Source organism: Hydrogenophaga sp. L99, from assembly GCF_058731905.1.
Window position 1 is genome coordinate 3790931 of the sequence record NZ_CM178972.1, and the last position, 26135, is coordinate 3817065.

At 63.9% G+C, this 26135-nt stretch carries 27 protein-coding genes; 17 read left to right on the forward strand and 10 right to left on the reverse strand.

Annotated features, from left to right (window positions below; translation table 11 throughout):
* Nucleotides 1-40 precede the first annotated feature (40 nt).
* Entirely contained in the window at nucleotides 41-1168 is a 1128-nt protein-coding gene (recA, locus tag AC4QBL_RS18120) for a recombinase RecA (protein WP_472900506.1), read from the forward strand.
* A gap of 55 nt (nucleotides 1169-1223) precedes the next feature.
* Complete coding sequence (gene recX / locus AC4QBL_RS18125; RefSeq protein WP_472907522.1) at nucleotides 1224-1673, forward strand: recombination regulator RecX; 450 nt, start codon at nucleotides 1224-1226, stop codon at nucleotides 1671-1673.
* 100 nt (nucleotides 1674-1773) lie between these two features.
* Here recX and argC read toward each other — a convergent pair whose 3' ends face one another.
* Entirely contained in the window at nucleotides 1774-2697 is a 924-nt protein-coding gene (argC, locus tag AC4QBL_RS18130; protein ID WP_472907521.1) for an N-acetyl-gamma-glutamyl-phosphate reductase, read from the reverse strand.
* A gap of 189 nt (nucleotides 2698-2886) precedes the next feature.
* On the opposite strand from argC, the gene sucC reads away from it, so the two are divergent.
* The 12 genes from sucC to tfpZ all read left to right on the forward strand — a co-directional run bounded on the left by sucC (nucleotide 2887) and on the right by tfpZ (nucleotide 15181).
* Nucleotides 2887-4050 carry an ADP-forming succinate--CoA ligase subunit beta gene (gene sucC, locus AC4QBL_RS18135; protein WP_472900503.1) on the forward strand — a complete coding sequence of 388 codons (1164 nt, stop codon included), beginning with the start codon at nucleotides 2887-2889 and terminating at the stop codon, nucleotides 4048-4050.
* 23 nt (nucleotides 4051-4073) lie between these two features.
* Nucleotides 4074-4967, forward strand: a complete 894-nt coding sequence (gene sucD, locus AC4QBL_RS18140; protein ID WP_472900502.1) for a succinate--CoA ligase subunit alpha — start codon at nucleotides 4074-4076, stop codon at nucleotides 4965-4967.
* A 241-nt stretch (nucleotides 4968-5208) separates the two neighbouring features.
* Nucleotides 5209-7965 carry a CHASE2 domain-containing serine/threonine-protein kinase gene (locus AC4QBL_RS18145; protein WP_472907520.1) on the forward strand — a complete coding sequence of 919 codons (2757 nt, stop codon included), beginning with the start codon at nucleotides 5209-5211 and terminating at the stop codon, nucleotides 7963-7965.
* An 11-nt stretch (nucleotides 7966-7976) separates the two neighbouring features.
* The gene (locus tag AC4QBL_RS18150; RefSeq protein ID WP_472907519.1) at nucleotides 7977-8762 is read left to right on the forward strand and encodes a Stp1/IreP family PP2C-type Ser/Thr phosphatase; all 786 of its coding nucleotides are present in this window, start codon (nucleotides 7977-7979) and stop codon (nucleotides 8760-8762) included.
* Nucleotides 8763-8806: 44 nt separating this feature from the next.
* Entirely contained in the window at nucleotides 8807-9436 is a 630-nt protein-coding gene (locus AC4QBL_RS18155) for an FHA domain-containing protein (RefSeq protein ID WP_472907518.1), read from the forward strand.
* A gap of 67 nt (nucleotides 9437-9503) precedes the next feature.
* Nucleotides 9504-11765: a CHASE2 domain-containing protein gene (locus AC4QBL_RS18160; RefSeq protein ID WP_472907517.1), complete on the forward strand. Its 2262-nt coding sequence runs from the start codon at nucleotides 9504-9506 to the stop codon at nucleotides 11763-11765.
* Between the two features lie 37 nt (nucleotides 11766-11802).
* Nucleotides 11803-12615 carry a 3',5'-cyclic-nucleotide phosphodiesterase gene (locus AC4QBL_RS18165; RefSeq protein ID WP_472907516.1) on the forward strand — a complete coding sequence of 271 codons (813 nt, stop codon included), beginning with the start codon at nucleotides 11803-11805 and terminating at the stop codon, nucleotides 12613-12615.
* A gap of 101 nt (nucleotides 12616-12716) precedes the next feature.
* Nucleotides 12717-12887 carry a YhfG family protein gene (locus tag AC4QBL_RS18170; RefSeq protein ID WP_472907515.1) on the forward strand — a complete coding sequence of 57 codons (171 nt, stop codon included), beginning with the start codon at nucleotides 12717-12719 and terminating at the stop codon, nucleotides 12885-12887.
* Nucleotides 12884-13486, forward strand: coding sequence for a putative adenosine monophosphate-protein transferase Fic (locus AC4QBL_RS18175; protein ID WP_472900495.1), 603 nt, complete (start codon nucleotides 12884-12886; stop codon nucleotides 13484-13486). Before AC4QBL_RS18170 ends, AC4QBL_RS18175 begins: the two co-directional genes overlap by 4 nt.
* A complete protein-coding gene (locus tag AC4QBL_RS18180; RefSeq protein ID WP_472907514.1) occupies nucleotides 13487-13609 on the forward strand; it encodes a hypothetical protein in 123 nt (40 codons plus the stop codon).
* Nucleotides 13610-13805: 196 nt separating this feature from the next.
* Nucleotides 13806-14321: a pilin gene (locus AC4QBL_RS18185; protein WP_472907513.1), complete on the forward strand. Its 516-nt coding sequence runs from the start codon at nucleotides 13806-13808 to the stop codon at nucleotides 14319-14321.
* A gap of 80 nt (nucleotides 14322-14401) precedes the next feature.
* Nucleotides 14402-15181, forward strand: coding sequence for a TfpX/TfpZ family type IV pilin accessory protein (tfpZ, locus tag AC4QBL_RS18190; RefSeq protein WP_472907512.1), 780 nt, complete (start codon nucleotides 14402-14404; stop codon nucleotides 15179-15181).
* Between the two features lie 281 nt (nucleotides 15182-15462).
* Here the strand turns inward: tfpZ and AC4QBL_RS18195 are convergent, their stop codons facing one another.
* Complete coding sequence (locus AC4QBL_RS18195; protein WP_472907511.1) at nucleotides 15463-16413, reverse strand: GSU2403 family nucleotidyltransferase fold protein; 951 nt, start codon at nucleotides 16411-16413, stop codon at nucleotides 15463-15465.
* Nucleotides 16414-16515: 102 nt separating this feature from the next.
* Nucleotides 16516-17022: a cyclic pyranopterin monophosphate synthase MoaC gene (gene moaC / locus AC4QBL_RS18200; protein ID WP_472907510.1), complete on the reverse strand. Its 507-nt coding sequence runs from the start codon at nucleotides 17020-17022 to the stop codon at nucleotides 16516-16518.
* Nucleotides 17023-17081: 59 nt separating this feature from the next.
* On the opposite strand from moaC, the gene AC4QBL_RS18205 reads away from it, so the two are divergent.
* Complete coding sequence (locus tag AC4QBL_RS18205) at nucleotides 17082-18782, forward strand: M48 family metalloprotease (protein WP_492131612.1); 1701 nt, start codon at nucleotides 17082-17084, stop codon at nucleotides 18780-18782.
* A gap of 158 nt (nucleotides 18783-18940) precedes the next feature.
* Here the strand turns inward: AC4QBL_RS18205 and AC4QBL_RS18210 are convergent, their stop codons facing one another.
* Complete coding sequence (locus AC4QBL_RS18210) at nucleotides 18941-19294, reverse strand: phage holin family protein (RefSeq protein ID WP_472907508.1); 354 nt, start codon at nucleotides 19292-19294, stop codon at nucleotides 18941-18943.
* 70 nt (nucleotides 19295-19364) lie between these two features.
* Nucleotides 19365-20084: a TerC family protein gene (locus AC4QBL_RS18215; protein WP_472900486.1), complete on the reverse strand. Its 720-nt coding sequence runs from the start codon at nucleotides 20082-20084 to the stop codon at nucleotides 19365-19367.
* Nucleotides 20085-20294: 210 nt separating this feature from the next.
* Between AC4QBL_RS18215 and AC4QBL_RS18220 the strand changes: the two genes are divergently transcribed.
* The gene (locus AC4QBL_RS18220; protein WP_472900485.1) at nucleotides 20295-20756 is read left to right on the forward strand and encodes a DUF3717 domain-containing protein; all 462 of its coding nucleotides are present in this window, start codon (nucleotides 20295-20297) and stop codon (nucleotides 20754-20756) included.
* A 202-nt stretch (nucleotides 20757-20958) separates the two neighbouring features.
* Here AC4QBL_RS18220 and AC4QBL_RS18225 read toward each other — a convergent pair whose 3' ends face one another.
* Complete coding sequence (locus tag AC4QBL_RS18225; RefSeq protein WP_472907507.1) at nucleotides 20959-21726, reverse strand: oxygen-binding di-iron domain-containing protein; 768 nt, start codon at nucleotides 21724-21726, stop codon at nucleotides 20959-20961.
* Nucleotides 21727-21934: 208 nt separating this feature from the next.
* Nucleotides 21935-23362 carry an adenylosuccinate lyase gene (gene purB, locus AC4QBL_RS18230; protein ID WP_472907506.1) on the reverse strand — a complete coding sequence of 476 codons (1428 nt, stop codon included), beginning with the start codon at nucleotides 23360-23362 and terminating at the stop codon, nucleotides 21935-21937.
* A 136-nt stretch (nucleotides 23363-23498) separates the two neighbouring features.
* Between purB and AC4QBL_RS18235 the strand changes: the two genes are divergently transcribed.
* Nucleotides 23499-24113, forward strand: a complete 615-nt coding sequence (locus AC4QBL_RS18235) for a glutathione S-transferase N-terminal domain-containing protein (protein ID WP_472900482.1) — start codon at nucleotides 23499-23501, stop codon at nucleotides 24111-24113.
* Nucleotides 24114-24133: 20 nt separating this feature from the next.
* Here the strand turns inward: AC4QBL_RS18235 and AC4QBL_RS18240 are convergent, their stop codons facing one another.
* The 3 genes from AC4QBL_RS18240 to AC4QBL_RS18250 all read right to left on the reverse strand — a co-directional run bounded on the left by AC4QBL_RS18240 (nucleotide 24134) and on the right by AC4QBL_RS18250 (nucleotide 26135).
* Nucleotides 24134-24577 (reverse strand): nuclear transport factor 2 family protein, encoded by a 444-nt coding sequence (locus AC4QBL_RS18240; protein ID WP_472900481.1) that lies wholly within the window; start codon nucleotides 24575-24577, stop codon nucleotides 24134-24136.
* A 7-nt stretch (nucleotides 24578-24584) separates the two neighbouring features.
* Nucleotides 24585-25460, reverse strand: coding sequence for an SDR family NAD(P)-dependent oxidoreductase (locus AC4QBL_RS18245; protein WP_472907505.1), 876 nt, complete (start codon nucleotides 25458-25460; stop codon nucleotides 24585-24587).
* Nucleotides 25461-25601: 141 nt separating this feature from the next.
* Nucleotides 25602-26135: a DUF3833 domain-containing protein gene (locus AC4QBL_RS18250; protein WP_472900479.1), complete on the reverse strand. Its 534-nt coding sequence runs from the start codon at nucleotides 26133-26135 to the stop codon at nucleotides 25602-25604.

Below are 26135 nucleotides of genomic sequence, written 5' to 3' on the forward strand. Positions count from 1 at the left end.
GCTGGGAGCGACCACCCACTTACCCGCCCAGGAGCTTCAAATGGACGCAGCCGTCAAACCCAACCCCCTCAACAGCGAAAAAGCCAAGGCCTTGCAGGTCGCGCTGGCACAGATCGAAAAGCAGTTCGGCAAAGGCACCATCATGCGGCTGGGCGAGGGTGAGGTCATTGAAGACATCCAGGTCGTGTCCACCGGCTCGCTGGGGCTGGACATTGCCCTGGGCGTTGGTGGCCTGCCGCGCGGTCGGGTGATCGAAATCTACGGTCCAGAATCGTCGGGCAAGACCACGCTCACGCTCCAGGTGATCGCTGAAATGCAAAAGCTCGCCGGCACCTGCGCCTTTGTCGACGCCGAACACGCGCTGGACATCCAGTACGCACAGAAGCTTGGCGTGAATCTGCAAGACCTGCTGATTTCTCAGCCCGACACCGGCGAGCAGGCGCTCGAAATCGTGGACAGCCTGGTGCGCTCCGGCGCGGTGGACCTGATCGTGGTGGACTCGGTGGCCGCACTCACCCCCAAGGCCGAGCTCGAAGGCGAAATGGGCGACAGCCTGCCCGGCCTGCAGGCACGCCTGATGAGCCAGGCGCTGCGCAAGCTCACCGCCCACATCAAGAAGACCAATTGCATGGTCATCTTCATCAACCAGATCCGCATGAAGATCGGCGTCATGTTTGGCAGCCCCGAAACCACCACCGGCGGCAATGCGCTGAAGTTCTACGCGTCGGTCCGTCTGGACATTCGCCGCACCGGCACCATCAAAAAGGGCGAAGACGCCATTGGCAACGAAACCAAGGTGAAGGTGGTCAAAAACAAGGTGGCGCCACCGTTCAAAACCGCCGAGTTCGACATCCTCTTTGGCGAGGGCATCAGCCGCGAAGGTGAGATCCTGGACCTGGGCGCCAACAACAAGGTGATCGAAAAGTCGGGTGCCTGGTATGCCTACAACGGCGAAAAAATTGGCCAGGGTCGCGACAACTCGCGCGAATTCCTGCGCGAAAACCCCGACCTGCGCGTCGAAATCGAAAACAAAGTGCGCGCCTCGCTGGGTGTGCCGCTGCTGCCGGTGGATGAGCCCGCCGCCGCAGCCAAGGGGGCCAAAGCGGCCAAGGCAGACAAAGCCGAGAAAGCTGACAAGGCTGAGCGCGCAGCTCCGGCTGCCGAATAACCACCCTTGAACTTCCGCTGCCCGCACCTCGGCGTGGGCAGCGCCTATTCCCGCGATGGCCTTCGATCAAATTTCCCTCAAAGGGCGGGCCCTGCGCCTGCTGAGCGGCCGTGAGCATTCGCGTGCCGAGCTGGAGCGCAAGCTGCGCGCTCACGAAACCGAACCTGGCGAGCTGGCGCGGGCGCTCGATGAGCTGGAGGCCAAAGGCTTCATCAACGAGCAGCGCGTGCTCGAATCGGTGGTGCACCGCCGGGCCAGCCGCCTGGGCGCGTCGAGGGTGAAGCAGGAGCTGCAGGCCAAGGGGCTGGATCCCGCGGCGGTGGCCGACGCCGTGGCCGCGCTGAGAGGGACCGAGTTGGAGCGTGCACGCGAGGTCTGGCGCAAGAAGTTCGGCGAACCCGCCACCGACGCCGCAGGCCGCGCCAAACACATGCGCTTTCTACTGGCGCGTGGCTTTGGCTCCGAAGTTGTCCGCCGCGTGGTCTCAGGGAGTGACGACGACTGAATCACGCGGTTTCAAACAGGACTTGCGCAAAGCCGCAGGCGGTGCGAGCACACGATGGCACCCTCTAGAGGGAAAGCCGCGCAGCGGCGCAGGGGGGGCCTTAAACCCCGAGCATCAATTGAAGGTTTTGCACCGCAGCGCCGCTGGCGCCCTTGCCCAGGTTGTCCAGGCGTGCGATCAAGACGGCGTGGTGGTGACTGTCGTTGCCAAACACACGCAGTTCGAGTTTGTTGGTGTCGTTGAGCGCGGTGGCGTCGAGCTTGCCGCTCTCGGTGGCGGGTTCCACGCTCACCCAGCCGCCCGCGGCTGCGCTGGCCGCGTAGTGCGCCACCAGCGCATCCACCAGGTCGCTGGCCTTGGGTGTGCCCGGCAGCGTATCCAGGTGCAGCGGCAGCTGCACCAGCATGCCCTGGCGGAAATTGCCCACCGCCGGAATGAAGATGGGGCGGCGTTGCAGGCCGGTGTAGCGCAAGATCTCGGGAATGTGCTTGTGTGCCAAGCCCAGCGCATAGGCCTCGTGCAAGGGCGCTTCGCCCTTTTCATAAGCTTCGATCATGGTGCGTCCACCGCCCGAATAACCGCTGACCGAGGGCAGCGAGATGGGGAAGTCTTTGGGCAGCAGCCCGGCATCCACCAGGGGGCGAATCAGTGCGATGGCACCGGTGGCGTAGCAGCCAGGGTTGGCCACGCGCGCTGCGGTGGCCACGGCTTCGCGCTGGCCGGCACACAACTCGGGGAAACCAAACACCCAGTCGGGTGCGCAGCGGTGCGCGGTCGACGCATCAATGATGCGGGGCTTGTTGCCGGGCAGGCTGTCGATCATGGCCACCGATTCGATGGCGGCATCGTCGTGCAGACAAAGAATGACCAGGTCCACCTGCGCCATCAGGTCGCGCTTGGCGGTCGGGTCCTTGCGGTGCTCGGGTGCAATGCTGACCACATCAACACCCGGCATGTTGTGCAGACGCTCGCGAATTTGCAGTCCGGTGGTGCCTGCTTCGCCATCTATGAAGACTTTGGCCATGACGCTGTTTGCCTTGTCAGTTTGGGTTCAGAGATGCATCAATATAATTATGCATTACGTATCGCGCAGCAGTGCATGCCTTTGGTGCGCTGCAGCATGATACATTCCCGGGTTGCTGTTCCCAGCGCCCGATTTTCGGCCGCCTCTGGTTGGTCGTTGACCCTTTTATCCATTCCTGAGAGAGACCTCATGAAGATTCACGAGTACCAAGGCAAGGAAATCTTGCGCCAATTTGGTGTGCCAGTGCCCCGCGGTATTGCGGCGTTTACGGTGCAAGAGGCGGTGGAAGCCGCTCAAAAGCTGGGCGGCCCCGTGTGGGTCGTGAAGGCGCAGATCCACGCCGGTGGCCGTGGCAAGGGTGGCGGCGTCAAGGTGGCCAAAACCATTGAAGACGTGAAGCGGATTTCGGGCGAAATCCTGGGCATGCAGCTCAAGACCCACCAGACCGGCCCCGAAGGCCAGAAGGTGCGTCGCCTCTACATCGAAGACGGCGCCGACATCAAGAACGAACTGTATGTGTCGCTCGTCACCGACCGCGCCACGCAGAAGGTTGCCCTGATCGCGTCGAGCGAAGGCGGCATGGACATTGAAGAAGTGGCCCATTCCACCCCCGAGAAGATCATCACCGAGATGATCGATCCGCTGACCGGCATCACCGTCGAGCAGAGCAAGAAGGTGGCTGCAGCCATCGGCTTGACCGGCGCTTCCGTGGACCAGGCGGTCGACATCTTCGCCAAGATCTACAAGTGCTACATGGACACCGACGCGTCGCTGGTGGAAATCAACCCACTGAACTGCGACTCCAAGGGCAACCTGATGGCCCTGGACGCGAAGTTCAACTTTGACGCCAACGCGCTGTTCCGCCACCCCGAAATCGTGGCCTACCGCGATCTGGACGAAGAAGACCCGGCCGAAATCGAAGCCTCGAAATTTGACCTGGCTTACATCAGCCTCGACGGCAACATTGGCTGCCTGGTGAACGGCGCCGGTCTGGCCATGGCTACCATGGACACCATCAAGCTGTTCGGCGCTGAGCCGGCCAACTTCCTGGACGTGGGCGGCGGTGCCACCCCCGAGAAGGTCACCGAAGCCTTCAAGATCATGTTGAAGAACGACAAGGTCAAGGCGATCTTGGTCAACATCTTTGGCGGCATCATGAAGTGCGACACCATCGCCACGGGCGTGATCACGGCTTGCAAGGCCACCAATCTGAACGTTCCGCTGGTCGTGCGCATGAAGGGCACCAACGAAGAACTGGGCAAGAAGATGCTGGCCGAGTCCGGTCTGCCCATCATCAGCGCCGACACCATGGCCGAAGCCGCCCAAAAAGTGGTTGCCGCCGTCAACGCCTAAGCCCAGAAAAGCGAGAACAAGTCATGTCGATCTACATCAACAAAGACACCAAGGTCATCACCCAGGGCATCACCGGCAAGACCGGTCAGTTCCACACGGAAAAGTGCCAGGAATACGCGAACGGCAAAAATTGTTTCGTGGCTGGCGTGAATCCGAAGAAGGCCGGCGAGTCGATCTTCAACATTCCAATTTACAGCTCGGTGCGCGAAGCCGCCTCTGAAACCGGCGCCACCGTGTCGGTGATCTATGTGCCGCCAGCGGGTGCCGCCGCCGCCATCTGGGAAGCCGTTGAAGCCGACCTGGACCTGGCGATCTGTATCACCGAAGGCATTCCGGTCAAGGACATGCTGGAAGTGCGCAACCGCATGAAGGCCAAGGAAGCCGCCGGCGGTAAGCGCACCCTGCTGCTGGGCCCCAACTGCCCCGGCCTGATCACGCCCGACGAGATCAAGATCGGCATCATGCCCGGTCACATCCACCGCAAGGGCCGCATCGGTGTGGTGTCCCGCTCGGGCACGCTGACCTATGAAGCCGTGGCGCAGCTGACCGAAATCGGTCTGGGCCAGTCGAGCGCGGTGGGCATTGGTGGCGACCCCATCAACGGCCTGAAGCACATCGACGTGATGCGCGCCTTCAACGACGATCCCGACACCGACGCCGTCATCATGATTGGCGAGATTGGTGGTCCGGACGAAGCCGAAGCCGCTCTGTGGTGCAAGGCCAACATGAAGAAGCCGATCGTCGGTTTCATCGCTGGTGTGACCGCGCCCGCTGGCAAGCGCATGGGCCATGCCGGTGCGCTGATCTCTGGCGGTGCTGACACGGCCGACGCCAAGCTCGCCATCATGGAAGAGTGCGGCTTCAAGGTCACGCGCAACCCGTCTGAAATGGCCAAGTTGCTCAAGGCGATGCTGTAAGCACCGCTTGCGCAAACGCCCGGCGGGCGAACCAAAAAGGGCAACAGAAACGTTGTCCTTTTTTTTTGGCCTCTGCGTGAAATAACGCGTCAAGTCCACACAGCGCCTTGATGGGGCCGCCTGTCTTGCAACAAAATGCAACAACTTCGACGCCATTGACAATACTCAACCAGCGTTGAATACGCGCCCGCCCGAGTATTCACACGCCACCGCGCCATTTTGTTCACGCACAGAGGCCCATTTGTTTAACCGACGCCACACCGGAAAGTCCACAGGCCCCAAGCCGGTCTGGCGTTCGGACGCCCTGGTGGGTCTGCTGGTGGTGTTGGCTGTGCTGTTGTTGCATGCCGCCACCGACCTGTTTGGCGGGCTGGAGCGGCGCTTTTACGATTTCGCCAGCACCCGCACCGACCGCGTGCCGAGCGACCGCATTGCGATCATCGCCATTGACGACCAGAGCATGGCCAACATCGGCCGCTGGCCCTGGCCGCGCGAGGTGCACGCCCAGTTGATCGACCAACTGGCCAGCGCTCAGGCCAAAACGGTGGCCCACACCGCCTTTTTCTTTGAACCGCAAACCGACCGGGGCCTGGACAGCCTGCGGGAATTGCGCACGCTGCTCGGTGACCCATCGCCCGAGCCCGCTTTCCAAGACTTGGGCGAAGCGTCCCGCCAGCGCCTGTTGGGCTTCATCAGCAGCGCCGAGCAAACGCTGGATTCAGACGCCCGGCTTGCGGCCAGCATGGCGCAGGCGGGCAGGGTGATCGTGCCATCGGTGTTCAGCCTGGGCGAACCGGCGGGCCCGCCCGATGCGCCCTTGCCTGCGTTTGCCCAGCGCAGTGCCCTGGCGGCCAGCACGGGTGTTGCCGCCTTGGGCGTGCCGGCTTTCAAGTCGCAGCAGCCCTTGCAAGCCATTGGCCAGGCGGCCGCGGCTGTGGCCCACCTGAACCAGTTGCCCGACCGCGATGGTGTGGTGCGCCAAGAGCCGCTGCTGGTCGGTTTTGACGGTTTCAGCGTGCCGTCCATGGGGCTGATGGTGGCCGCCCACAGCCTGAATCTGGGCGCGCAGGACATCCGGGTGCGTCCCGGAAAAGGCCTTGAGCTGGGTCGTAACTTCATTCCCACTGCGGCTGGCGGCACGGTTTTGCCGCAGTTTTACCCAGAGCGGGGTGGAAGGGCGGCCTTCCCCGAAGATTCTTTTTACGACGTCATCTCGGGCAAGATCCCCGCCACCAAGTACGCCGACAAGATCGTCATCATTGGCGCCACCGCCGCCGGTGTGGGCACCTTGTTCACCACCCCGGTGTCGGCGGCCATGTCACCCGCCGCCACCGTGGCGCACATCACCTCCAGCATCTTGAGTGGCCATTTCATTGCACAGCCTGCTTGGGGTGGTGCGGCCATGTTGGCTGTGCTGCTGCTGGTGGCCGCCTATGTGGTGGTGGTGATCCCACGCTTGTCTGCGGCCATGGCAGCCTCCATGACGGCTGCCATGTTTGTGGCGCTGCTCGGCACGGAATACGCTTTGCTCGCCTCGGCCGCCACCTGGCTGCCACTGGTGTTGCCTGCAGCCTTGTTGCTGATTGGTCACCTGGCGCTGACCACCAAACGCTTTCTGGTGACCGAGGCCGGCAAGACGCGTTCTGACGAAGAGTCGGCCGAGACCAACCGCATGATGGGCTTGGCGCTTCAAGGGCAAGGCCAGCTGGACATGGCGTTTGACCGCTTCCGGCGCGTGCCCCACACCACCGCCTTGATGGACAACCTCAAACACCTCGCGCTCGATTTCGAGCGCAAGCGCCAGTTCAACAAGGCCGAAGCGGTCTATGAACACATGGCCCAGCTCGACCGCAACGATGCCGATGTGCAGATGCGCCTCAAGCGCGCCCGCAACCTGTCTGAAACGGTGGTGCTCGGTGGCGCTTCGTCGCACCCGGGCGGTACCCTGCTGTTGGGTGGTGGCGGCATTGAAAAACCCATGCTCGGGCGCTACCAGGTGGAAAAAGAGCTGGGCAAGGGCGCCATGGGCGTGGTGTACCAAGGCCGCGATCCGAAAATCGGTCGCGTGGTCGCCATCAAGACGCTGGCGCTGAGCGCCGAGTTTGAAGGCAGCGAACTGCAGGACGCCCGCGAGCGCTTTTTTCGCGAAGCCGAAACCGCCGGGCGGCTGCAGCACCCCAACATCGTCACCATTTTTGACGCCGGTGAAGAGCACGACCTGGCCTTCATTGCCATGGAGTTTTTGCACGGCCGCGATCTCACCGAGCACACCCGCCCTGGCCACCTGCTGCCGGTGGCCACGGTGCTGGACATGGGGGCGCAGGTGGCGCTGGCGCTGGACTACGCGCACAGCCAGCAGGTGGTGCACCGGGACATCAAGCCCGCCAACATCATGTACGCCCCTGAAACGGGGGCCGTCAAAGTGACCGACTTTGGCATCGCCCGCATCACCGATTCGAGCCGCACCAAGACCGGTATGGTGCTGGGCACTCCCAGTTTCATGTCGCCCGAACAACTCGCCGGCCAACACATCGACGGGCGATCCGATTTGTATTCGCTCGGCGTGATGCTGTTTCAGCTGCTCACCGGTACCCTGCCCCTGCGCGGCGATTCCATGGCCGCGCTCATGTACCAGATTGCCAACCAGGCCGCGCCCAATGTGCGCACCCTGCGCCCGGAGCTGTCCGAAAAATTGGCCGGTGTGCTGGAAAAATTGCTGGCCAAACAGCCGCAAGACCGCTACCAGACCGGGCGCGAGCTGGCCAACGATTTGCGGCTAGTGGACGCCAGCGCAGAGCCCCCGGCCGCCGTTCCCGCTGCGTTACCGGTGGCAGCGCCGGGTCCCACCGAGTTCGAAAAGACCCACATCCAGTCCGTTCAAGCCACTGCAGCGCTGGGCGCGCACGACAATGCCGATACATTCGCCGCCACAGTTGCCACACAATCGGGGGACGAAGCCACCAACCCTGGTTCGGCAACGGTCCATGTCCGGCTATAAACAACCACACCATGATCTTCGAGTTTTTCAGCCTGACAGACCCCGGCCTCTTGCGTGAGAACAACGAGGATGCGGTCATGGTCGACCCGGACAACCAGGTGGCGGTGCTGGCCGACGGCATGGGCGGCTACAACGCGGGCGAAGTGGCCAGCGCCATGGCCACCACCTTCATCAAGACCGAGCTGGGCCGCTGGTTGTCCGAAGGCGGTGTGGACGCGAGCGCCCGCGAGCTCAAGCGTGCCATGGAAATCTGCATCGACAACGCCAACCGTTCCATCTTCAACGCGGCCAATTCCAACCCCCAGTACGCGGGCATGGGCACCACGCTGGTCATGGGCGTTTTTCAGGGTACGCGTGCGCTCATCGGGCATGTGGGCGATTCCCGTTGTTACCGGCTGCGTGCGGGTTCTTTCTCGCAGCTCACCCGCGACCATTCCCTGCTGCAAGAACAGATCGACGCCGGCCTCATTTCTGTGGAGCAGGCGCAGTACGCCACCCACAAAAACCTTGTCACCCGTGCGCTCGGTGTTGAAGACACGGTGTTGCTGGAAGTCAACGAATACCGGGCAGAAGACGGCGATCTCTACCTGCTGTGTTCAGATGGCCTGAGCGACATGATGACCGACGAGCGCATCGCCGCCATACTCGTGACCGCGGGTACGTTGGAGGAGAAGGGCCGTGCCCTGATCGACGCAGCCAATGACAGCGGCGGTCGCGATAATATTTCTGTGATACTGGCGTGTGCTCGTTCGAAGCCGGTCCGCAGGGGGTTGCTGTCGCGCATGCTGGGTCAGTAAGCACATCTTTAGAATTAATTATTCAGGTTCCACAGGAGTCGGCCATGCCGAAAATGATCGTTTCCATCGACGGTGTTGTCATCAAGGAGGTGCAACTCACCAAAGACCGCACCACACTCGGTCGCCGTCCCTACAACGACATCGTGATCGACAACCTCGCCGTGAGCGGGGAACATGCCGTCATGCAAATGTCGGGTGCCGACGTGTTCCTGGAGGACCTCAACAGCACCAACGGCACCTACGTCAACGGCAAAGCCATCAAAAAGCAGCAGCTGCAAAATGGCGATACGGTCGAGATTGGCAAATACAAGATCAAGTTTGTGCACGACGGCGCGTCGGACAATTTTGAGAAAACCATGGTCATCAACTCGGGCGCCATGGTGGCACCCAACGAGCCAGTGGCCCCAACGACAGGCAACGCCGCCATCAAGGTGATGTCGGGTGCTGCGATCGGCCGCGAGGTGCCCTTGGTCAAAGTGGTCACCACCATTGGCAAGCCCGGCGTGGCGGTGGCGGCCATTACCCGCCGCCCTCAGGGTTACGTGGTGGCGCTGGTTGAAGGCGCCATCAAGCCCACCATCAACGGCAAACCGATCGGTACCGAAGCGGTCAACCTGCGCCATGGTGACCTGATCGAGCTCGCGGGCACGCAAATGCAGTTCATCCAGCAGTGACGCTGGCCCACGCAGGCCAACGTGCCTGCGTGAACGGCCGGTCGCACGCTCCCACCTTCCGGCACCCATGCAGGCCCTGACCAAGCACGGCCCGCGCATCGCCGTCACCCTGCTGCCGCTCATTTTTGCCATCTTGCACGCGGTGGGCATGGTGCCCATGGGCGTGCTGCAGCGGCTGGACGACATCATTTACGACACCCGGCTGCGCGCCACCATGCCCGCCACGCTGGACGACCGGGTGGTCATTGTCGATATCGACGAAAAGAGCCTGGCCGAAGTGGGCCGCTGGCCTTGGTCGCGCCACCACATGGCCCGCCTGGTGGACACCCTGTTTGAAGACCAGCGCATTGCGCTGCTCGGTTTCGACACCGTGTTTGCCGAGCCCGACGAAAGCTCGGGCTTGCGCCAACTGCAGCAGCTCGCCAGCGGCGCCCTGGCCAACCAGCCCGGCTTTGCCGAACGCGTGCAAAGCCTGCAACCCGAGCTGGACTACGACGCCCAGTTTGCCCGCGCCCTGCAGGGCCGCCCCGTGGTGCTGGGCTACTACTTCACCAGCGACCGCGACGGCCGCACCAGCGGCGTGCTGCCCGCGCCCGTGATGCAGCCCGAAGCCCTGCAAGGCCGCAGCGTGCTGGCCACCCGCTGGGACGGTTATGGCGCCAACATCGCCCCGCTGGCCCAAGCCGCTCCCCGGGCCGGCTTTTTTAACGCCATCACCGCCCGCGACGGCGTGGTCCGCTCGCTGCCGCTGCTGGCCGAGCACCAGGGCCGCTATTACGAGTCGCTTTCGCTGGCCATGTTTCGCCTGCTGCTGGGCTCACCCCGGGTGGAGCCTGGCTTTCCGGCCGAGCGCTTTCTTGCGCCCGACTACCAGGCGCTGGAAAGCGTCCAGCTGACCCAGGGCACACCGTCAGGCACCACGTCCCTCGCCATTCCGGTGGACGACCGCGTGGCCACCCTGGTGCCTTTTCGCGGCCCGGGCGGGCCGCAGGGCGGCTCGTTCACCTACGTGTCGGCGGTCGATCTGCTCGCCGGTCGCGTCCCGCCGGGCCAGCTGCGAAACAAGATTGTGCTGGTGGGCACCACCGCCCCCGGCTTGCTCGACCTGCGCGTGACCCCCGTGGGCGAAACCTACCCCGGCGTGGAAACCCATGCCAACCTCATTGCCGGCCTGCTCGACGGCGATCTCATCACCCAACCCGACTACGCCCTGGGCTACGAGCTGGTGGTGCTGGTGGCGTCCGGGCTGGTGCTGGCCCTGGCCTTGCCGCTGCTCAGCGCTGGGCGCGCGGTCGCGCTCAGTGTGGGTGTGGTGGGCGCGGTGGTGGGGCTCAATTTCTGGCTCTACCTGGGCCACGGCCTGGTGCTGCCGCTGGCCAGCACCCTCGTCATGGCCGCGCTCGCCTTTGCGCTCAACATGAGCTACGGCTACCTGGTGGAAAGCCGGTCCAAACGCGAGCTGGCCCAGCTGTTTGGCACCTACGTGCCGCCCGAGCTGGTCGACGAAATGGTGAAAGACCCCGACAGCTACAGCATGACCGCCACCACCCGTGAGCTCACGGTCATGTTTTGCGACATGCGCGGCTTCACCCAGTTGTCTGAAACCATGGAGCCTACCCAGCTCCAGGCCCTGCTCAACACCGTCTTCAGCCGCCTCACCCTCGTCATACGCAGCCACCGCGGCACCATCGACAAATACATGGGTGACTGCGTCATGGCCTTCTGGGGCGCCCCGGTCGACACCCCCAACCACGCCAGCCTGGCCGTGCAGACCGCGTTGGAAATGGCCGAAGCCGTGCAGCAGATCAACCGCGAACACGCCGCCCTGGGCCTGCCCGCCATTGGCGTGGGCATCGGCATCAACACCGGCGCCATGTGCGTGGGCGACATGGGCTCTGACGTGCGCCGCAGCTACACCGTGGTGGGCGACGCCGTCAACCTCGGCGCCCGGCTCGAAGGCCTGTCGCGCCTGTATGGCGTGGATGTGGTCGTGAGCGAAACCACCCAGGCCCAGGCGCGCCAGTTTGTCTGGCAAGAGCTCGACCGCGTGCGCGTCAAAGGCAAAGCCAGCGCCGTCACCATCTACGCCCCGCTGGCCCCCTCCGCCAGCCTGAGCCCCGCGCAAGCCGAAGAGCTGCGCGGGTGGAGTCTGGCGCTCAAAGCCTGGCGCGCCCAAGACTGGGACGCTTGCGACGTTCATCTGCTCAACCTGCAGCGCCAAAACGCGGAAAAAGTCCTTTACCGGCTCTATGCCGAGCGGGTAGCCTCAAGCAGGCAACAGCCGCCCCGCCCCGCGTGGGACGGCACCACCACTTTCGATACCAAATAAGCCAGCCCAGGCTGGCCAACCCCGGGTTACACCGCCAATGCGCGTCAGAGTTCTCGGCTGTTCCGGCGCCATCGCGCACGGCTGCCGCACCACTTCCTTTTTGCTGGACGACGACGTCCTCATCGACGCCGGCACCGGTGTGGGCGACCTCACCCTGGACGAAATGGCGTGCATCAACCACGTGCTGCTCACCCACTCCCATCTTGACCACGTGGCCAGCCTGCCCCTCATGCTCGACGCCGTGGCCGCCCGCCGCCTGGCCGCCGGTGCACCGCCGCTGCAAGTGCACGCCCTGCCCGCCACCATCAGCGCGCTCAAGGCCCACATCTTCAACAACCTCATCTGGCCCGACTTCTCCAGCATCCCCAGCGCCACCGCACCGCTCATGCGCTTTGTGCCCATTGCCGTGGGCCAGGTGTTGCAAGTGGGCGGCCAAGCCATTGAAGTGCTGCCCGCCGTGCACACCGTGCCCGCCGTGGGCTTTGCCGCCGCCTCGGCCACCGGCTACTGGGTGTTCAGCGGCGACACCGAGCGCAACCCCGCCTTCTGGCAGCGCATCAACCAGCTGCCCGTGGCCCTTCTCGTCATTGAAACCGCCTTCAGCGACCGCGAAAAAGACCTCGCTCGCCGAAGCCTGCACCTGTCGCCCGGCACCCTGGCCGAAGAGCTCGACCAGATCAACCCCGCCCAGCCCCACCCGCGCTACCCCATCTACATCACCCACACCAAGCCCGCCGAAACCGGCTTGATCATGGAAGAAATTCAGCGCTTCGACACCACACCCAGCCACGCCCAAGACCTGCGCCACGACATCCGCTGGCTCAGCGCCGGCATGGTGTTTGAGTTGTGAACGGGTCGTGGCCAGTGGGCCTCGCAATGGGCGAAACAGATGCCAACCCGCCGGCCTGGCAAGTAAAATACAGGGTCGTTTTATCCACTGAGGCCCTACCCGTGAAAACGCTCAGCTTGAAAGCCAAAGCGGCCTACTGCGCCCAATCCCGCCAATCCAACTACGTCGCCAGCCTTCGACTAGAGGGCTACAGCGTCAAGCCCGTAGATGCCGAGCGCAAGCTACCCACCCGGGAAGCCGTGTTGAAAACCTATCAACAAGCACGGACTTGACCGCTGACAAGTACGGCACAGGCCAGGACCCCTATTGCTATCCTGGCTCAGATACCCTGAAGAATCGTCTCGGTCTTCTCGACGATGCATTGTTGAGTGAGGCCGAACGAGAGATCTCGAGCGTCGCAGCCAACGAAATCGACTTCTCACCTCCCCCTTACGACCTTGGCTATCTGAAGCGCATCCACCAGCGGTTGTTTGCCGATCTCTATGACTGGGCGGGCGAACTGCGTAGCATCGACATCGCCAAGGGCGGCACCCGCTTTTGCAACATCCATCGCATGGAGCCTGAATCCGCGAAGCTCTTCGAGCGCCTGCGAAGGGCGCAGTGGTACGAGGGGTTTGAGCGCATGGAGCTGGTCAGGCTGGTGGCGCAACTGTTCGGTGATCTCAATGTGATTCACCCGTTCCGCGAAGGCAACGGCCGCGCCCAGCGCATCCTCTTTGAGCACATCATCATCAACGCAGGCCACCAGATCAGCTGGTGGGAGGCAGAGCCCGGTGAATGGGTTCAAGCCAACATTGACGCAGTGCTTTGTGACTACCGCGCACTGGAATCAATTTTTGAGCGATGCATCGGTCGAGGCATTGAGGAGTGATTGACCCCAGCCCGGGCTGCGGTGACCCAGGGGCAACAGCGCGTCGACGCCACACCCAGCCACGCCCAAGACCTGTGCCACGACATCCGCTGGCTCAGCGCCGGCATGGTGTTTGAGTTGTGACAAAACTTGTCTGTGCGGCCTGATGTGACAAGTTTTGTCACCCCAAAACGGCGGGGCAAGACACAAAATGTCACCCGCAAGTTCTAAACCGTGAAAAAGGCCGCGAAAACAGCGTCATTTCAGGTTGGCACGGTCCCTGCTGAATAGAACCCGTAACCGACCCAACCCTGTTTTTTCCCTTCCAAGGAGTTTTCAAATGAAGCGTTCCATGCAAAAAGGTTTCACCCTGATCGAACTGATGATCGTGGTGGCCATCATCGGTATTTTGGCTGCTGTGGCTCTGCCTGCTTACCAGGACTACACCGTCCGTGCCCGTGTGTCAGAAGGCTTGGTCGGTGCATCAGCCGCCAAAGTGAACGTTCAGGACATCCTTGCTTCCGGCAACCCTTCGTCAGATGCGCTTGGCTACTCTGTCGGCTACACAGCGCCTACTGCATCGCGCAACGTTGCCGCTATCGCTATCGCTCCTGCGACCGGCTTGATCACGATCACCACGACTGCGGCTGCTGGTAACGGAACGCTGACGATGATGCCCTACTTGGGCGCTGCACTTCCTGGCGTGGCATTGCCTGTTGGCACCGCAGCATTCACGCCTCCTGCTGATTCAGTGCGGTGGCGCTGTGCAGCTGCAGGCGTAGTCGCAGCCCAGCTGGCTGTCGGCCAAGCGGCTGGTACCTTGCCTGCTCGTTTCGCTCCTTCTGAGTGCAAGTAAGCTAATTTGAGCATTGAGCTGAAAGAGAGCGCTTCGGCGCTCTTTTTCGTTGCTGTTTACATCCAGTCAATTGCGTCCAGATGAACCTTGCCCTTCGACTCAAACCGGCTCTTGGCGCCGCATTCAAGCACCTATTACTCAGCCTGCTGCTGGCTGGGATCGTTGCTGCGCTGGTTTTTGGCATGTGGTACCCGAGCCCCTACGGTCAGTTGGCGGGGGGGCAAGGGCTGTTCTGGCTGATCGTGATCGTCGACGTGGTCTGCGGGCCGCTGCTAACCCTGGTCATTTACGATCTGAAGAAGCCGCGTGCCGAGCTGGTTCGCGACATCGGTCTGGTGGTGCTGATCCAACTCGCGGCACTGACCTATGGGCTAAACAGCCTTGCACAGGCGCGACCCGTTTGGCTGGCTTTTGAGAAAGACTCGTTTCGAGTGGTCAGCGTGCCCGACATAACGCCCGGAACCCTGGAGCTTGCGCCTGAGGCATTGCGCTCGCTCAGCCTCACAGGCCCCAAACCGCTGGGGGTGCGCCTCGCGCAAGGCACGGACCCCGATTTCTTGGCGAATGTCCAACAGTCCATGGCGGGTAATTACGCTGCCTTTCGCCCAGACCGCTGGGTGCCTTACAGCGACCAAGCCGCCGAGGTGGCCCGTGTTGCAAAACCTTTAGCCGCCCTTCGGGCCCGATACGCTGATCAAGTGGACTTTATTGACGGCGCTGTAAGGCACAGTGGTCGAGCAGCCGACGCATTGGGGTATCTGCCATTGATGTCTGAAGACCGTTCCGACTGGGTGGTTTTGGTGGACCGCACCACCGGAGAGCCCGTAGCTTATTTGCCGTTGGACGGCTGGGATAACTGAGGTCTGGCAGAGCCTTTTAAACAATCGGGATCAGATTCCAATTGATTGATTCTCAAGCCCAAGAAACAATCGGGGAAAATTGGGGTCAGATTCTAATTTTCCATGAATGCGGTGCAGCCATCATCCTGCTGGGCAGGTTTCTTGTGATGACGATCGTGCCGCGCACGAGGGCGGGGATGTGGCAAGGCCATCCTGCTTCGGTGACTGGATCTGTGTGCAACGATGTACTCATCGTGTAACACACAGAGGTTCAAGCCATGGTAATCGGGGTCAGATTCCAATTACCTCAGGTGTACCAAATAGTCGTCCCAGAGGCGCTGGACAATCTGGGCTTGCAGTGCGTCTTTGGGGCGCTTGAGCGGGTCGCGCTGGGGCGACGCGGCAATGGCGGTTTTGACCCTCACGAAGTCCAGCGGGTGCACGGTACGCATCATGGCCATGTCACCCTTGGGTGATACAACCATCCGCTCGAACTTCCGGCCCGACACCAGTTGGTTGCCCGATGAAACCTGCACGGCCCAGAAGTCTTCTTCCTTGGCGCTCATGGGCAAGGGGTGCGGATCGCCATCGATCGCGGTACGACGGATCAGGTCTATTTCAAAGCCGTCGTCATTGACCGCAGTTTGCAACTGGTCTGAGCGGACGCGAAAGGTTTTGTCGGCCTTGCGGAAGATGTCGATCAGCGAAGAGTCCAGGCGTTTCAGGGTGGTCACGAACGACACATGTCGGCGGGTGTCGTACAGCAGGTCCATGTCACGTGTGGCCAGCGCGTCGGTGCCCACCCGCACGCCGCAAGCCGACTCGTAGGCGTACAGCGCATGGGTGCCCACGGTCAGGAACTGTTCGGCAATGCCCGCCTTCTCCATCGATTGCAGCAGCGAGACCACGACGTGCGGTGTGCGCCCGACGCCATAGACCCTGTTGAGCTTTCGCATCTCGTCGAGCTTGAGGGCCAGCGACTTTTTGCTTTGTTCGGCCTGCTCTTTTCGCTTCATGAAGCTGGCGTAGATCGCTTGTGTCTGCTCAGAATCGGGACCCAGGCTGCGTTGGGCACCAGCCGCCGAGGTGCGAATGAGGGTGTTGACGCCCCTGAGCTCGCGCCAGAACATGGTGCCCCGAACGGCGGCGGCTTCCTTGACTGCGCGCGAGTGGGCACCGAAGACGGCCGCCGCGTCGGTGTACTGGCGCAACTGGTTTTCGCTGTTCTCGGTGACGAGGTGCGCCAGGGTCATGGCTTGTTCAATGATGTTTGCGGAAAATCACTTTTACATTGAACAATGAAATAAATCAATAATCTCTTGCGACAGGGTGCTCCGAAGGCTGGGGATGCGTGGTCAGTCCTTTGCCGCCACAAAGTGCCCGCTTTTCCCACCCCGCTTTTCCATCAGGCGCACCCCGCTGATGGTCATGCCCCGGTCTACGGCTTTGCACATGTCGTAAATGGTGAGCAGCGCCACGCTGCACGCGGTGAGGGCTTCCATTTCCACGCCGGTCTGGCCGGTGCATTCGGCGGTGGCTTTGCACAGCACGCTGTTGGCCGCCGCGTCCACCTCAAATTCCACCGCCACGCGGGTGAGTGCGAGCGGGTGGCACAGGGGAATGAGGTCGCTGGTTTTTTTGGCGCCTTGTATGCCGGCAATGCGGGCGATGCCGAGCACGTCGCCTTTCTTGGCGCTGCCGCTCTGGATCAGCGCCAGCGTGGCGGGCTCCATGCGGATGCGGCCTTCGGCCACGGCCACGCGGTGCGTGCTGGCTTTGGCAGACACGTCGACCATGTGGGCCTGGCCCTGGGCGTCGAAGTGGGTGAGGGGGCTGCTGGGGGTGGCGTTTGTGTCGTTCATGGCGGTGGCTTTGCGCGTGCTTTACAGAAACCTTGTGGGGTTGGCGGCATCATACGGGCATGCGTTTGCCTTTGACTTTCCCTGTACACCGCCCCAGCCGTGGTGTGTGCGGGCTCACGGCCGCCTTGGTGGTGGCGCTGGGCCTGGCCCCGGTTTCTTTGACGGTGGCCCAAAACCTGCCGCCCGCGGCCGAACCCCCTGCGCTGGTGTCGGGCGGTTTGCCGGGCTTGGGCGATGTGCAGGGCATGTCGATTGCGGCCGAGAGGCGGCTGGGTGACCGCATTGCACGCGACATTTACCGCGACCCGGACTACCTGGACGACCCGGTGCTGGGAGACTACTTGCAGGCCATCTGGCAGCCGCTGCTGGCGGCGGCGCGAGCACGGGGCGATGTGCCGCCCGAGCTTTCAGAGCGTCTGGCCTGGGAGCTGATGATTTCACGCGACCGGCGGGTGAACGCCTTTGCGCTTCCCGGCGGTTACCTGGGCGTGCACCTGGGGCTGATCGCCGCCACCGACAACGTGGCCGAGCTGGGCTCGGTGATGGCGCACGAGCTGAGCCATGTGTCGCAACGGCACATTGCGCGGCTGGTGGCCCGGCAAGACCGCATGGCGCCCTGGATGATGGGCGCCATGATTTTGAGCGCCCTGGCCGCCCGCGCCAACACCGAGGTGGCCAGCGCGGCCATGATGGGCAGCCAGGCGGTGGCCGCGCAAACGCAGCTGAACTTTTCGCGCGACATGGAGCGCGAGGCCGACCGCGTGGGCTTTGGTGTGCTCACCGGCGCGGGCTTTGACGGCCAAGGCTTTGTGGACATGTTTGACAAGTTGCAGCAGGCTTCGCGCCTGAGCGACGACGGCTCGTTTCCCTACCTGCGCAGCCACCCGCTGAGCAGCGAGCGCATGGCCGACATGCGTGCGCGCCTGCCGCTGGAGCCCACGCGCTCTGCCGTGGGGCCGCTGCGCGATGCACCCTCATCACCAGCGTCGGCTGGGCCGGGGCTCACGCTCAGCCTGCCAGCGGGCACCGGCGCCGCCATGAATGGCGCGCCCACGCTGCGCAGCGCTGCCCCGGTGGCGCCTGAGCTGCACACGCTCATGGCGGCGCGCGCGCGCGTGTTGGCCGAAAACGGGCCCGACAGGCTGCGGGCGTGGCTGCAAAGCGGCCAAGGGCCGCAAGCTGCACCGGGCGAGCGCTACGCCGCGGCGTGGGCAGCTTTGCGCCTGGGGCAACCCGACCGCGCGTTGGACCTGGCGCAGCGCCTGCGCCCGCAGGTGGTGCCGGCGGCGCACTGGGTGGTGGACGCGCTGCTGCTCGAAGTGCTCTTGACTGCCCCGCCCGCCACCGGCCCCGCCGCCACGGCACGGGCCAGCGCTCTGGCTGCGCTGCGAGACCAGGCCCTGGCCGGCAGCGGGCGCACGCTCACGCTGCTGGGCGCCCAGGCGGCCCTGGCCACTGGCGAACCCCAGCGCGCGGCCACGCACCTGCAAAACTGGGTGGTGCAGCACCCGCGCGACGCGCTGGCCTGGCAAACGCTGGCCCGGGCGTACCAGGCGCAAGGCCAGACGCTGCGCGCCATACGGGCCGAAGCCGAGTCGCGCGTGGCGCACCTGGACTACGCGGGCGCGGTGGACCGTTTCAAGGCCGCACAAGCTCTGCCCGCAGCGCAGCGCGCTGCCGACCCGATGGAGCTGGCGATTGTGGACAGCCGCCTGCGGCAGGCCGAGGTGCTGCTGCGCGAGTCGGTGCTGGAGGAGTAGGCTGTTGATGCGACCAGGCGACGGATCAACCGTTGGCCCTGGACCGGACCTTCGACAGGCTCAGGACGAACGGGATACAGGGCTTCGACAGGCTCAGGACGAACGGAAATTAAGACTTCACTGGACCGGATCGATGGGAGCCCGCGCGGCGGGGCGCTTTACGAGCGGGGAAACAGCGCCTTCAACGCCGCGTCCACCACCAGCATCAGCACGGAATAGATCAACGAGCCCAGCAACGCGGCCCAGAAGCCGTCGACGTGGAAACCGTCAAGCAGGCTGGCTGCCGCCCAGAACATCAGGGCGTTGATGACGAACAGAAACAGGCCCAGCGTGACCACGGTGACCGGTAGCGTGAGCACCACCAGAATGGGCCGCAGCAGCGTGTTGAACAAGCCGATGAAGGCCGCAGCGATGAGCGCCGAGCCGTAGCTCTGGATGTGCACGCCAGGGTGGAGGTAAGCCACCAGCAACAGGGCGCACGCGGCAAACAGCCATTTCACGATGAGTTTCATGCGGCTCAGCATAGCAGCGCACCGGCCTTGGCCCAAGCAAAAAAGCGCGGGCGGCCAGCGGCTGGGTGCGTCAGGCCTGTTGCAGCGCGTTGCGCGCGGCCAGCCGTTTGCCCACCGTCAGCACCAGCAGCGCACCGGCCACTGCCGCACCGTAATGGATGGCGTTTGTCTGCTCCAGCTTGAGCATCCAGGTCCATTGGTCGGGGCTGGCAAAGGCAGGGTCGGACACCAGCATGCCGCCCGCGATCCACCCCAGCAGCATGGCGCCAGCGGTGATGATGATGGGGAAACGCGCCATGAGCTTGATGACCAACTGGCTGCCCCAGACGATGATGGGAATGGAGATGAGCAGACCCAGCACCACCAGCAGCATCGAGTGCTCGCCGGCATTTTGAGCGGCGCCGGCAATGGCAATCACGTTGTCCACGCTCATCACCAGGTCGGCCACGATGATGGTTTTGACGGCGGCAAAGAGCTTGTCGCTGCCCGCCACGTCGCCGTGGCCGTCTTCGTCGGGTGCGAGCAGCTTCACGCCAATCCACACCAGCAGCAGCGCGCCCACAAATTTGAGGAACGGCACGTTGAGCAGCGTCATGGCAAACGCGATCAGGATCACGCGCAGCACGATGGCACCCGCCGTACCCCAGATGATGCCCTTGGTGCGCTGTGCCGGCGGCAGCTTGCGGCAGGCCAGGGCGATCACCACCGCGTTGTCGCCACCGAGCAAGATGTCGATGATGACGATCTGGCCCAGCGCAACCCAGAATTCGGGTGAAGTGAGGAAATCCATAGAGCTTTGTTGGTCGAGTTGTTGGGGGCCGGCTGGCCTGCGTCAGGCCCCGCTGAATCCGACACGGGATGTTGTGCGGCCTGGGGCCCCTGGGGGGCGAATTGTATCGGCGGGTACCTGTCGGCAGCTGTCAACCCGGTACGCACTTTCCACACCTGCAAAGGCCCGGCACGGCGCGGGGCGGGGTGGTGCTCGTTATCATCCGCCCCCATGGCAGGCATTCACATCACCGACATTGAAGCCGCGATCAACTTCTGGCGTGAGCGCTCACCCTCGCCCGACGGCTTGTCGCTGGCCGTACCTTTGCGTGCGTTGGCCGAGGTGTATGCGCTGATGGTGTACTTTCATGAAGCCGAGGCCGACGAAGCCACCCTGCCCGCAGCCGCCCGTGAGGCATGGCTGGCCTGGTTTGACAGCATGCCCGACACGCCCTGCATTGCCATTTGCTCCACCAGCCAGGGCGATGCCCTGTGCAAAGGTTGTGGCCGCACATTTGACGAAGTGCAGCGATGGACCGAAATGTCGCCCGGCGAAAAGCGCGTGAGCTGGCGGCGCATCACGCTGGAAGGCGATTCCTGGCGGTTCAACCGCTACGCCGAACGGGCGCTGGAGAAAGGCTCCCCCCGCGCCGCAGTACAGTGCTCACCCCCATCGCTTGTTCGCTTCGCGTAACCGCTCCGCCCCACAAGGGGCGATGCGAGTGGCCCGGCGAAGCCGGTTCCACCGCATCCTGGGGCTGAGGCTTCTCGCGCCGGAGAGAAGAACTATGCCGCTGCGGGGGAGTTGATCCCAGGGCACCGCCGGGCCGGCTTTGCCGGACGGCCAGTGCCGCCCCCTGGGGGGTGACGGCGAAGCCGGCGCGGGGGGTTACTTGTTACTGAGGAACCGTGTAGTTGGCCTGCGTCAGGTGGTCCACGCCACAGTCCACGGTGCCAACCCAGTCGATGAATTCTTTCACCGCCGGCCCAGCCAGGGGCGCGCCGTGCTGCGGCACGATCATGTGGATGGGCAGCGTGCGTGCCATGTTGGCCCACAGGCGCAACACCTTGTTGGACACCATGTAGCGGCGGTGAAACGCTTCCATTTTCGGGATGTGGGCGGCCAGCGACGTGATGGGTTGGGCGGCGTCGGCCGAGGTGCCCATGGACACGCCGAGGTCGCCCGAAAACAGGATGCGGCTGACCGGGTCCCAAAACTGGAAGTTGCCTTCGGAGTGCATGAAGTGCGCCGGCAGCGCCACGATTTCGCTGCTACCCAGGCGGATGCGCATGCCGGGGTCGGGAATGCCGATGATGCGGCCCTGCGTTTTGCCGGGCTTGCAAAAGTGCGGTGCAAAGCGCTCCCACAGGCGCGAAATGTAGAGCGTGGCCTGGGTGCTGGTCATCCAGCGGTCGAGTGAGGCGATGATGTCCGGGTCGGCGTGCGAGGCCAGGATCATGGACAGCTTTTGCGGCGAAAAATAGCGGCCCACGGTGAGCAGCAGCTCGTTGTAGGCCATGTTGCCGCCGGGGTCGATGATGGCGCCGGTGTCGCCGTGGATCACCAGAAACTGGTTGGCCTGCACCGCTTCACCGCCCTCGTCGCTGAGGTGGGCAAACATGAGGCACACATGGCCGTTTTGGTTGAACAGTTCGATCGCCATGGCGGCAGCTCCGGTGTTGGTCGTTGGGGGTCGCTTGTGTGCGACAAGGGCGGACCAACAGGGTGCGGCCGCGCAGGTGGCGACTGTAGGGGCGCGCCAGGAGCGGCTGTTTGCGCTATGTCAAACGGGTGGCAAACGCCGCTGGCGAGCCCGCCAGCGGTAAGTGCAAAGTGTGCAGTTCAGGCCGCTGAGCGCGGCGACCGGGCCATCAGACGCGCTGCGCCAGCTCGGTGGCCTTGCCGATGTAGCTGCCCGGCGTCATGGCCAGCAGGCGGTCTTTCTCGGCCTGGGGAATCTCCAGGCTGCGAATGAGTGCGTGCAGCGCCTCGGCCGTCACGGTTTTGCCGCGGGTCACTTCTTTGAGCTTTTCGTAGGCGCCTTGCACGCCAAAACGGCGCATCACCGTTTGAATGGGCTCGGCCAGCACTTCCCACGAGGCGTCGAGGTCGGCCGCCAGGGCTTCTTCGTTCAGTTCCAGCTTGCCCAGGCCTACGCTCAGCGAGTGGTAGGCCAGCACCGCGTAGCCCATGGCCACACCCATGTTGCGCAGCACGGTGGAGTCGGTCAGGTCGCGCTGCCAGCGCGAAATGGGCAGCTTTTCAGACAGGTGGCGCAGCACCGCGTTGGCCAGGCCCAGGTTGCCTTCGGCGTTTTCAAAGTCGATCGGGTTGACCTTGTGCGGCATGGTGCTGGAGCCAATTTCACCGGCCTTCAGGCGCTGCTTGAAATAGCCCAGGCTCACATAGCCCCAGATGTCGCGCGAAAGGTCGATCAGGATGGTGTTGGCGCGGGCCACGGCGTCGAACAGCTCGGCCATGTAGTCGTGCGGCTCAATCTGGATGCTGTAGGGCTGGAAGGTGAGGCCCAGACCCAGCGGCTCGGCGGTTTCCACCACCTCGCGGCTGAAGGCTTCCCAGTCAAAGTCGGGCCAGGCGCTCAGGTGCGCGTTGTAGTTGCCCACGGCGCCGTTCATTTTGGCCATGAGCTTCACGCCGGCAATGCGGTCGCGGGCGGTGTTCAGGCGCACCACCACGTTGGCCAGCTCCTTGCCCACGGTGGTGGGGCTGGCGGTCTGGCCGTGGGTGCGGCTGAGCATGGGCACGGCGGCAAAGGCATGGGCCATGTCGCGCAGCTTGGCGATCAGGCCGTCCAGCGCGGGCAGCAGCACCACGTCGCGCCCGCCCTTGAGCTGCAGGGCGTGGCTGGTGTTGTTGATGTCTTCGCTGGTGCAGGCGAAGTGCACAAATTCGGAGGCTTTTTCCAGCTCGGGGCGGGCGTCAAACTTGGATTTGATCCAGTACTCCACGGCTTTCACGTCGTGGTTGGTGACCTTTTCAATGTCCTTGATCGCCACCGCGTCGGCCTCATTGAAGTTTTTCACCAGGCCCATCAGGTAGGTGCGGGCACCGGGCGAGAGCGGCTTGAATTCGTCGAACCCGGCATCGGACAGGGCGATGAACCAGGCAATTTCGACCTGCACGCGGCGGTGCATGTAGCCCTGCTCGCTCATGAAGGGGCGCAGACTGGCCAGGCGGCCGGCGTAGCGGCCGTCCAGCGGGGACAGGGCCGAAACAGGGGACAGGGCGGCAGAGGCCGGGGCGGATGAAGCGGTGGGGTTGGGTGTGGTCGGGCGCATTTGTCGATTGTAGGAGCAGGGCCGGCGCGGGCCTCGTGGTGTGGCCGGGGCGCTATGGGCCGTGTCAGCGCAGCGGTATGCGCGCATCGCTAAAATGGCGAGCCCCAGGGAACCCTGCAACAAAAAACCCACGTCCATGAAACTCATCGGTGCCATCACCAGCCCTTACGTGCGCAAAGTGCGCGTCGTCATGGCCGAGAAAAAGCTCGACTACCAGTTCGTGCCTGAAGACGTGTGGGCGGCTGACACGAAAATTGCCGCGTCCAACCCGCTGGGCAAGGTGCCTTGCCTGGTCATGGAGGGTGGCGAAGCGGTGTTTGACTCGCGCGTGATCGTGGAATACCTGGACACGCTGTCGCCCGTGGGCAAGCTCATTCCCACGCAGGGGCGCGAGCGCGCCGAGGTGAAAACCTGGGAAGCACTGGCCGACGGCGTGCTGGACGCGGCCATTCTGGCCCGCCTGGAAGCCACTTGGCCCGGGCGCACCGAAGCCCAGCGCAGCGGCGCCTGGATCGATCGCCAGATGGGAAAAATCCACGCGTCGCTGGCCTCCATGAGCCAGGGCCTGGGTGACAAGGCGTTTTGTTCGGGCGTGCACCTGAGCCTGTCTGACGTGGCGGTGGGCTGCGCCCTGGGCTACCTCGACTTCCGCTTTCCCGCCATTGAGTGGCGCGCGCCCTACCCCAACCTCGCCAAACTCAGCGACAAGCTGGCGCTGCGCCAGAGCTTCATCGACAGCAAGCCGGACTGAGCTTCGCTTGGGCGCCCCGCTCAGCTGTTGGCGCGGCGCTTGAGCCAGCGCATCAACCTGCCCACCACGGGCAGCTTTTCATACAGCTCCTCGGCTGCGTCCCAGTAGTCGCGGTGGTCGCTGATGCGGCCGTCCGCTGCCAGTACCAGGTGCGAGCCGCCCCGGATCACCTGTTCGGTGGTGGTGTCAAAGCGCTTGAAGCGAAAGCGAAATTCCCACACCAGAAAGGCCTGCGCGCCGTCCACCACTTGCTGCGTGACCACGAAGCGCGGCTCGTGGAGGTTGTGGAACATGTGCTCAAAAATGCCGGTGATGGCGGGCACGCCCTGCACCGCGTTGAACGGGTCTTTGAAGCGAGCGTCGGGCGCGTAGAGCGTATCCATCAGCGCCAGCGACTGCGGCGACAAGGCTTCAAAAAATGCGCTGATGCGCGCCACGGCGGCCCGGGGTTCGGTGGGGTTCATCGTTGGTTCACAGGCCGGTGAAGCGGCGCACGGCCGGGAAATACAGGCGGTAGGGCAGCAGGCGAAGCAGTTTCATCCAGCGCGTGAAGCGCTTGGGGTAGTGGATGTCAAAAGCTCCGTTGGCCCAGCCGTCAACCATGGCCTGCGCGGCCTGGTCGGGCGTGATCAGGGCGGGCATGGTGAAGTCGTTTTGGGCGGTGAGCGGGGTTTGCACAAAGCCGGGGTGTACCACGCTCACGCCCACGCCCAGCGGCCCCAGGTCGAGGTAGAGGGTTTCGGCCAGGTTGGTGAGCGCGGCCTTGGTGGGGCCGTAGGCCAGGCTCTTGGGCAAGCCGCGAAAGCCGGCCACGCTGCTGATCAGGCTCACATGACCGCTGCCCCGGGCAATCAGGCTGGGCAACACGGCGTCGATCACGTGCAGGGCGCCGGTGTAGTTGATGTCCAGGTGGCGCTTCAGGTCGGCCATGTCCATGGCGGTGGCCCGCATTTCGCGGTAGTGCCCGGCGCAGTAGAGCACCAGGTCCAGCGGCCCTTGTTGCAAGATGGCCTGGGCGGTGCGGGTCACCGCCTGCGCGTCGGTCACGTCCAGGGGCCAGGCCTGGGGCGTGAGGCGGGTGCCGTCGGCTTCGGTGTGTTCGGCCACAAACGCGTCGAGCGCGCCGGCGCTGCGGGCCGACACCAGCACCTGCGCACCCCGCGCCTGCAGCGCCGTCGCCGTGGCCGCACCAATGCCGCTGGACGCGCCAATCAGCCAGACGCGTTGGCCGCGCCAGTCGGCGATGGGTGGGTTGAAGGGGCGCAGCAGATGCCAGTCACGTTGCCGCTGCGCGGGGGGGGCTTTGCGCGCGGGGCTGGGTTCAACAAAACTGCTTTGGGGTGTCATGGGTGGGGCCGGTAGGTCGAGAAAGTCGTGTCAGGTGTTCGTGGCGCCGGAGTGCGACTGCAGCCAAGGGCACCGCCGGGCTGGCTTCGCCAGACGGCCAGTGCCGCCCCCCGGGGGGGTGACGCGAAGCGGCGCGGGGGGTCATCTTTTTATGAAGGTCAGCGTGACTTCACCCAGGCGCACGCCGAACTTGCTCATGACCGCTTTGTTGAGCATGACGCGCTCGTCCATCAGGTACATCCAGTCGTCAAACGTGACGTTCCAGACGCGACCGTCCACCGGCAGGGCCAGGGTGTATCCCCAGCGAAAGGCGTTGCCACGGGTTTCGCCCAGGGCCTCGCCCACCACGTCGTCGGCGGTGCCGCTGTAGCGGCCGTCGCCCAGGTGTTTCATGCGCCAGATGCGCTTGCCGGTGGTGCCGTCCGAGTACACAAAGTCTTCATCGAACACGCCGTTGTCGCCGTCCCAGGTGCAGCGCATGACCACGGTGAAGCGCTTGACCACCTGGCCCGAGCGGTCGGTGAACACGCCGTAGGCGTCCAGCATGCCGTTGAAATAGGTGCGCAGGTCCAGGGCAGGCTTTTCGCCCGCGTATTGGGCGATCTGTGGGCCAGCGCAGCCGGCCAGGGTGGCCGCGCCAGCCAGGCCGGCGGTGAGCAAAAGGCGTCGTTGCAT

Coding starts and splice junctions, on each gene's coding strand:
- argC (WP_472907521.1), bottom strand. CDS start 2,697: ATGGCCAAAGTCTTCATAGATGGCGAAGCAGGCACCACCGGACTGCAA.
- AC4QBL_RS18185 (WP_472907513.1), top strand. CDS start 13,806: ATGAAGCGTTCCATGCAAAAAGGTTTCACCCTGATCGAACTGATGATC.
- AC4QBL_RS18165 (WP_472907516.1), top strand. CDS start 11,803: ATGCGCGTCAGAGTTCTCGGCTGTTCCGGCGCCATCGCGCACGGCTGC.
- purB (WP_472907506.1), bottom strand. CDS start 23,362: ATGCGCCCGACCACACCCAACCCCACCGCTTCATCCGCCCCGGCCTCT.
- moaC (WP_472907510.1), bottom strand. CDS start 17,022: ATGAACGACACAAACGCCACCCCCAGCAGCCCCCTCACCCACTTCGAC.
- AC4QBL_RS18245 (WP_472907505.1), bottom strand. CDS start 25,460: ATGACACCCCAAAGCAGTTTTGTTGAACCCAGCCCCGCGCGCAAAGCC.
- AC4QBL_RS18210 (WP_472907508.1), bottom strand. CDS start 19,294: ATGAAACTCATCGTGAAATGGCTGTTTGCCGCGTGCGCCCTGTTGCTG.
- AC4QBL_RS18205 (WP_492131612.1), top strand. CDS start 17,082: ATGCGTTTGCCTTTGACTTTCCCTGTACACCGCCCCAGCCGTGGTGTG.
- recX (WP_472907522.1), top strand. CDS start 1,224: ATGGCCTTCGATCAAATTTCCCTCAAAGGGCGGGCCCTGCGCCTGCTG.
- AC4QBL_RS18195 (WP_472907511.1), bottom strand. CDS start 16,413: ATGACCCTGGCGCACCTCGTCACCGAGAACAGCGAAAACCAGTTGCGC.
- recA (WP_472900506.1), top strand. CDS start 41: ATGGACGCAGCCGTCAAACCCAACCCCCTCAACAGCGAAAAAGCCAAG.
- AC4QBL_RS18225 (WP_472907507.1), bottom strand. CDS start 21,726: ATGGCGATCGAACTGTTCAACCAAAACGGCCATGTGTGCCTCATGTTT.
- AC4QBL_RS18155 (WP_472907518.1), top strand. CDS start 8,807: ATGCCGAAAATGATCGTTTCCATCGACGGTGTTGTCATCAAGGAGGTG.
- AC4QBL_RS18220 (WP_472900485.1), top strand. CDS start 20,295: ATGGCAGGCATTCACATCACCGACATTGAAGCCGCGATCAACTTCTGG.
- AC4QBL_RS18240 (WP_472900481.1), bottom strand. CDS start 24,577: ATGAACCCCACCGAACCCCGGGCCGCCGTGGCGCGCATCAGCGCATTT.
- AC4QBL_RS18160 (WP_472907517.1), top strand. CDS start 9,504: ATGCAGGCCCTGACCAAGCACGGCCCGCGCATCGCCGTCACCCTGCTG.
- tfpZ (WP_472907512.1), top strand. CDS start 14,402: ATGAACCTTGCCCTTCGACTCAAACCGGCTCTTGGCGCCGCATTCAAG.
- AC4QBL_RS18150 (WP_472907519.1), top strand. CDS start 7,977: ATGATCTTCGAGTTTTTCAGCCTGACAGACCCCGGCCTCTTGCGTGAG.
- AC4QBL_RS18235 (WP_472900482.1), top strand. CDS start 23,499: ATGAAACTCATCGGTGCCATCACCAGCCCTTACGTGCGCAAAGTGCGC.
- sucC (WP_472900503.1), top strand. CDS start 2,887: ATGAAGATTCACGAGTACCAAGGCAAGGAAATCTTGCGCCAATTTGGT.
- sucD (WP_472900502.1), top strand. CDS start 4,074: ATGTCGATCTACATCAACAAAGACACCAAGGTCATCACCCAGGGCATC.
- AC4QBL_RS18250 (WP_472900479.1), bottom strand. CDS start 26,135: ATGCAACGACGCCTTTTGCTCACCGCCGGCCTGGCTGGCGCGGCCACC.
- AC4QBL_RS18215 (WP_472900486.1), bottom strand. CDS start 20,084: ATGGATTTCCTCACTTCACCCGAATTCTGGGTTGCGCTGGGCCAGATC.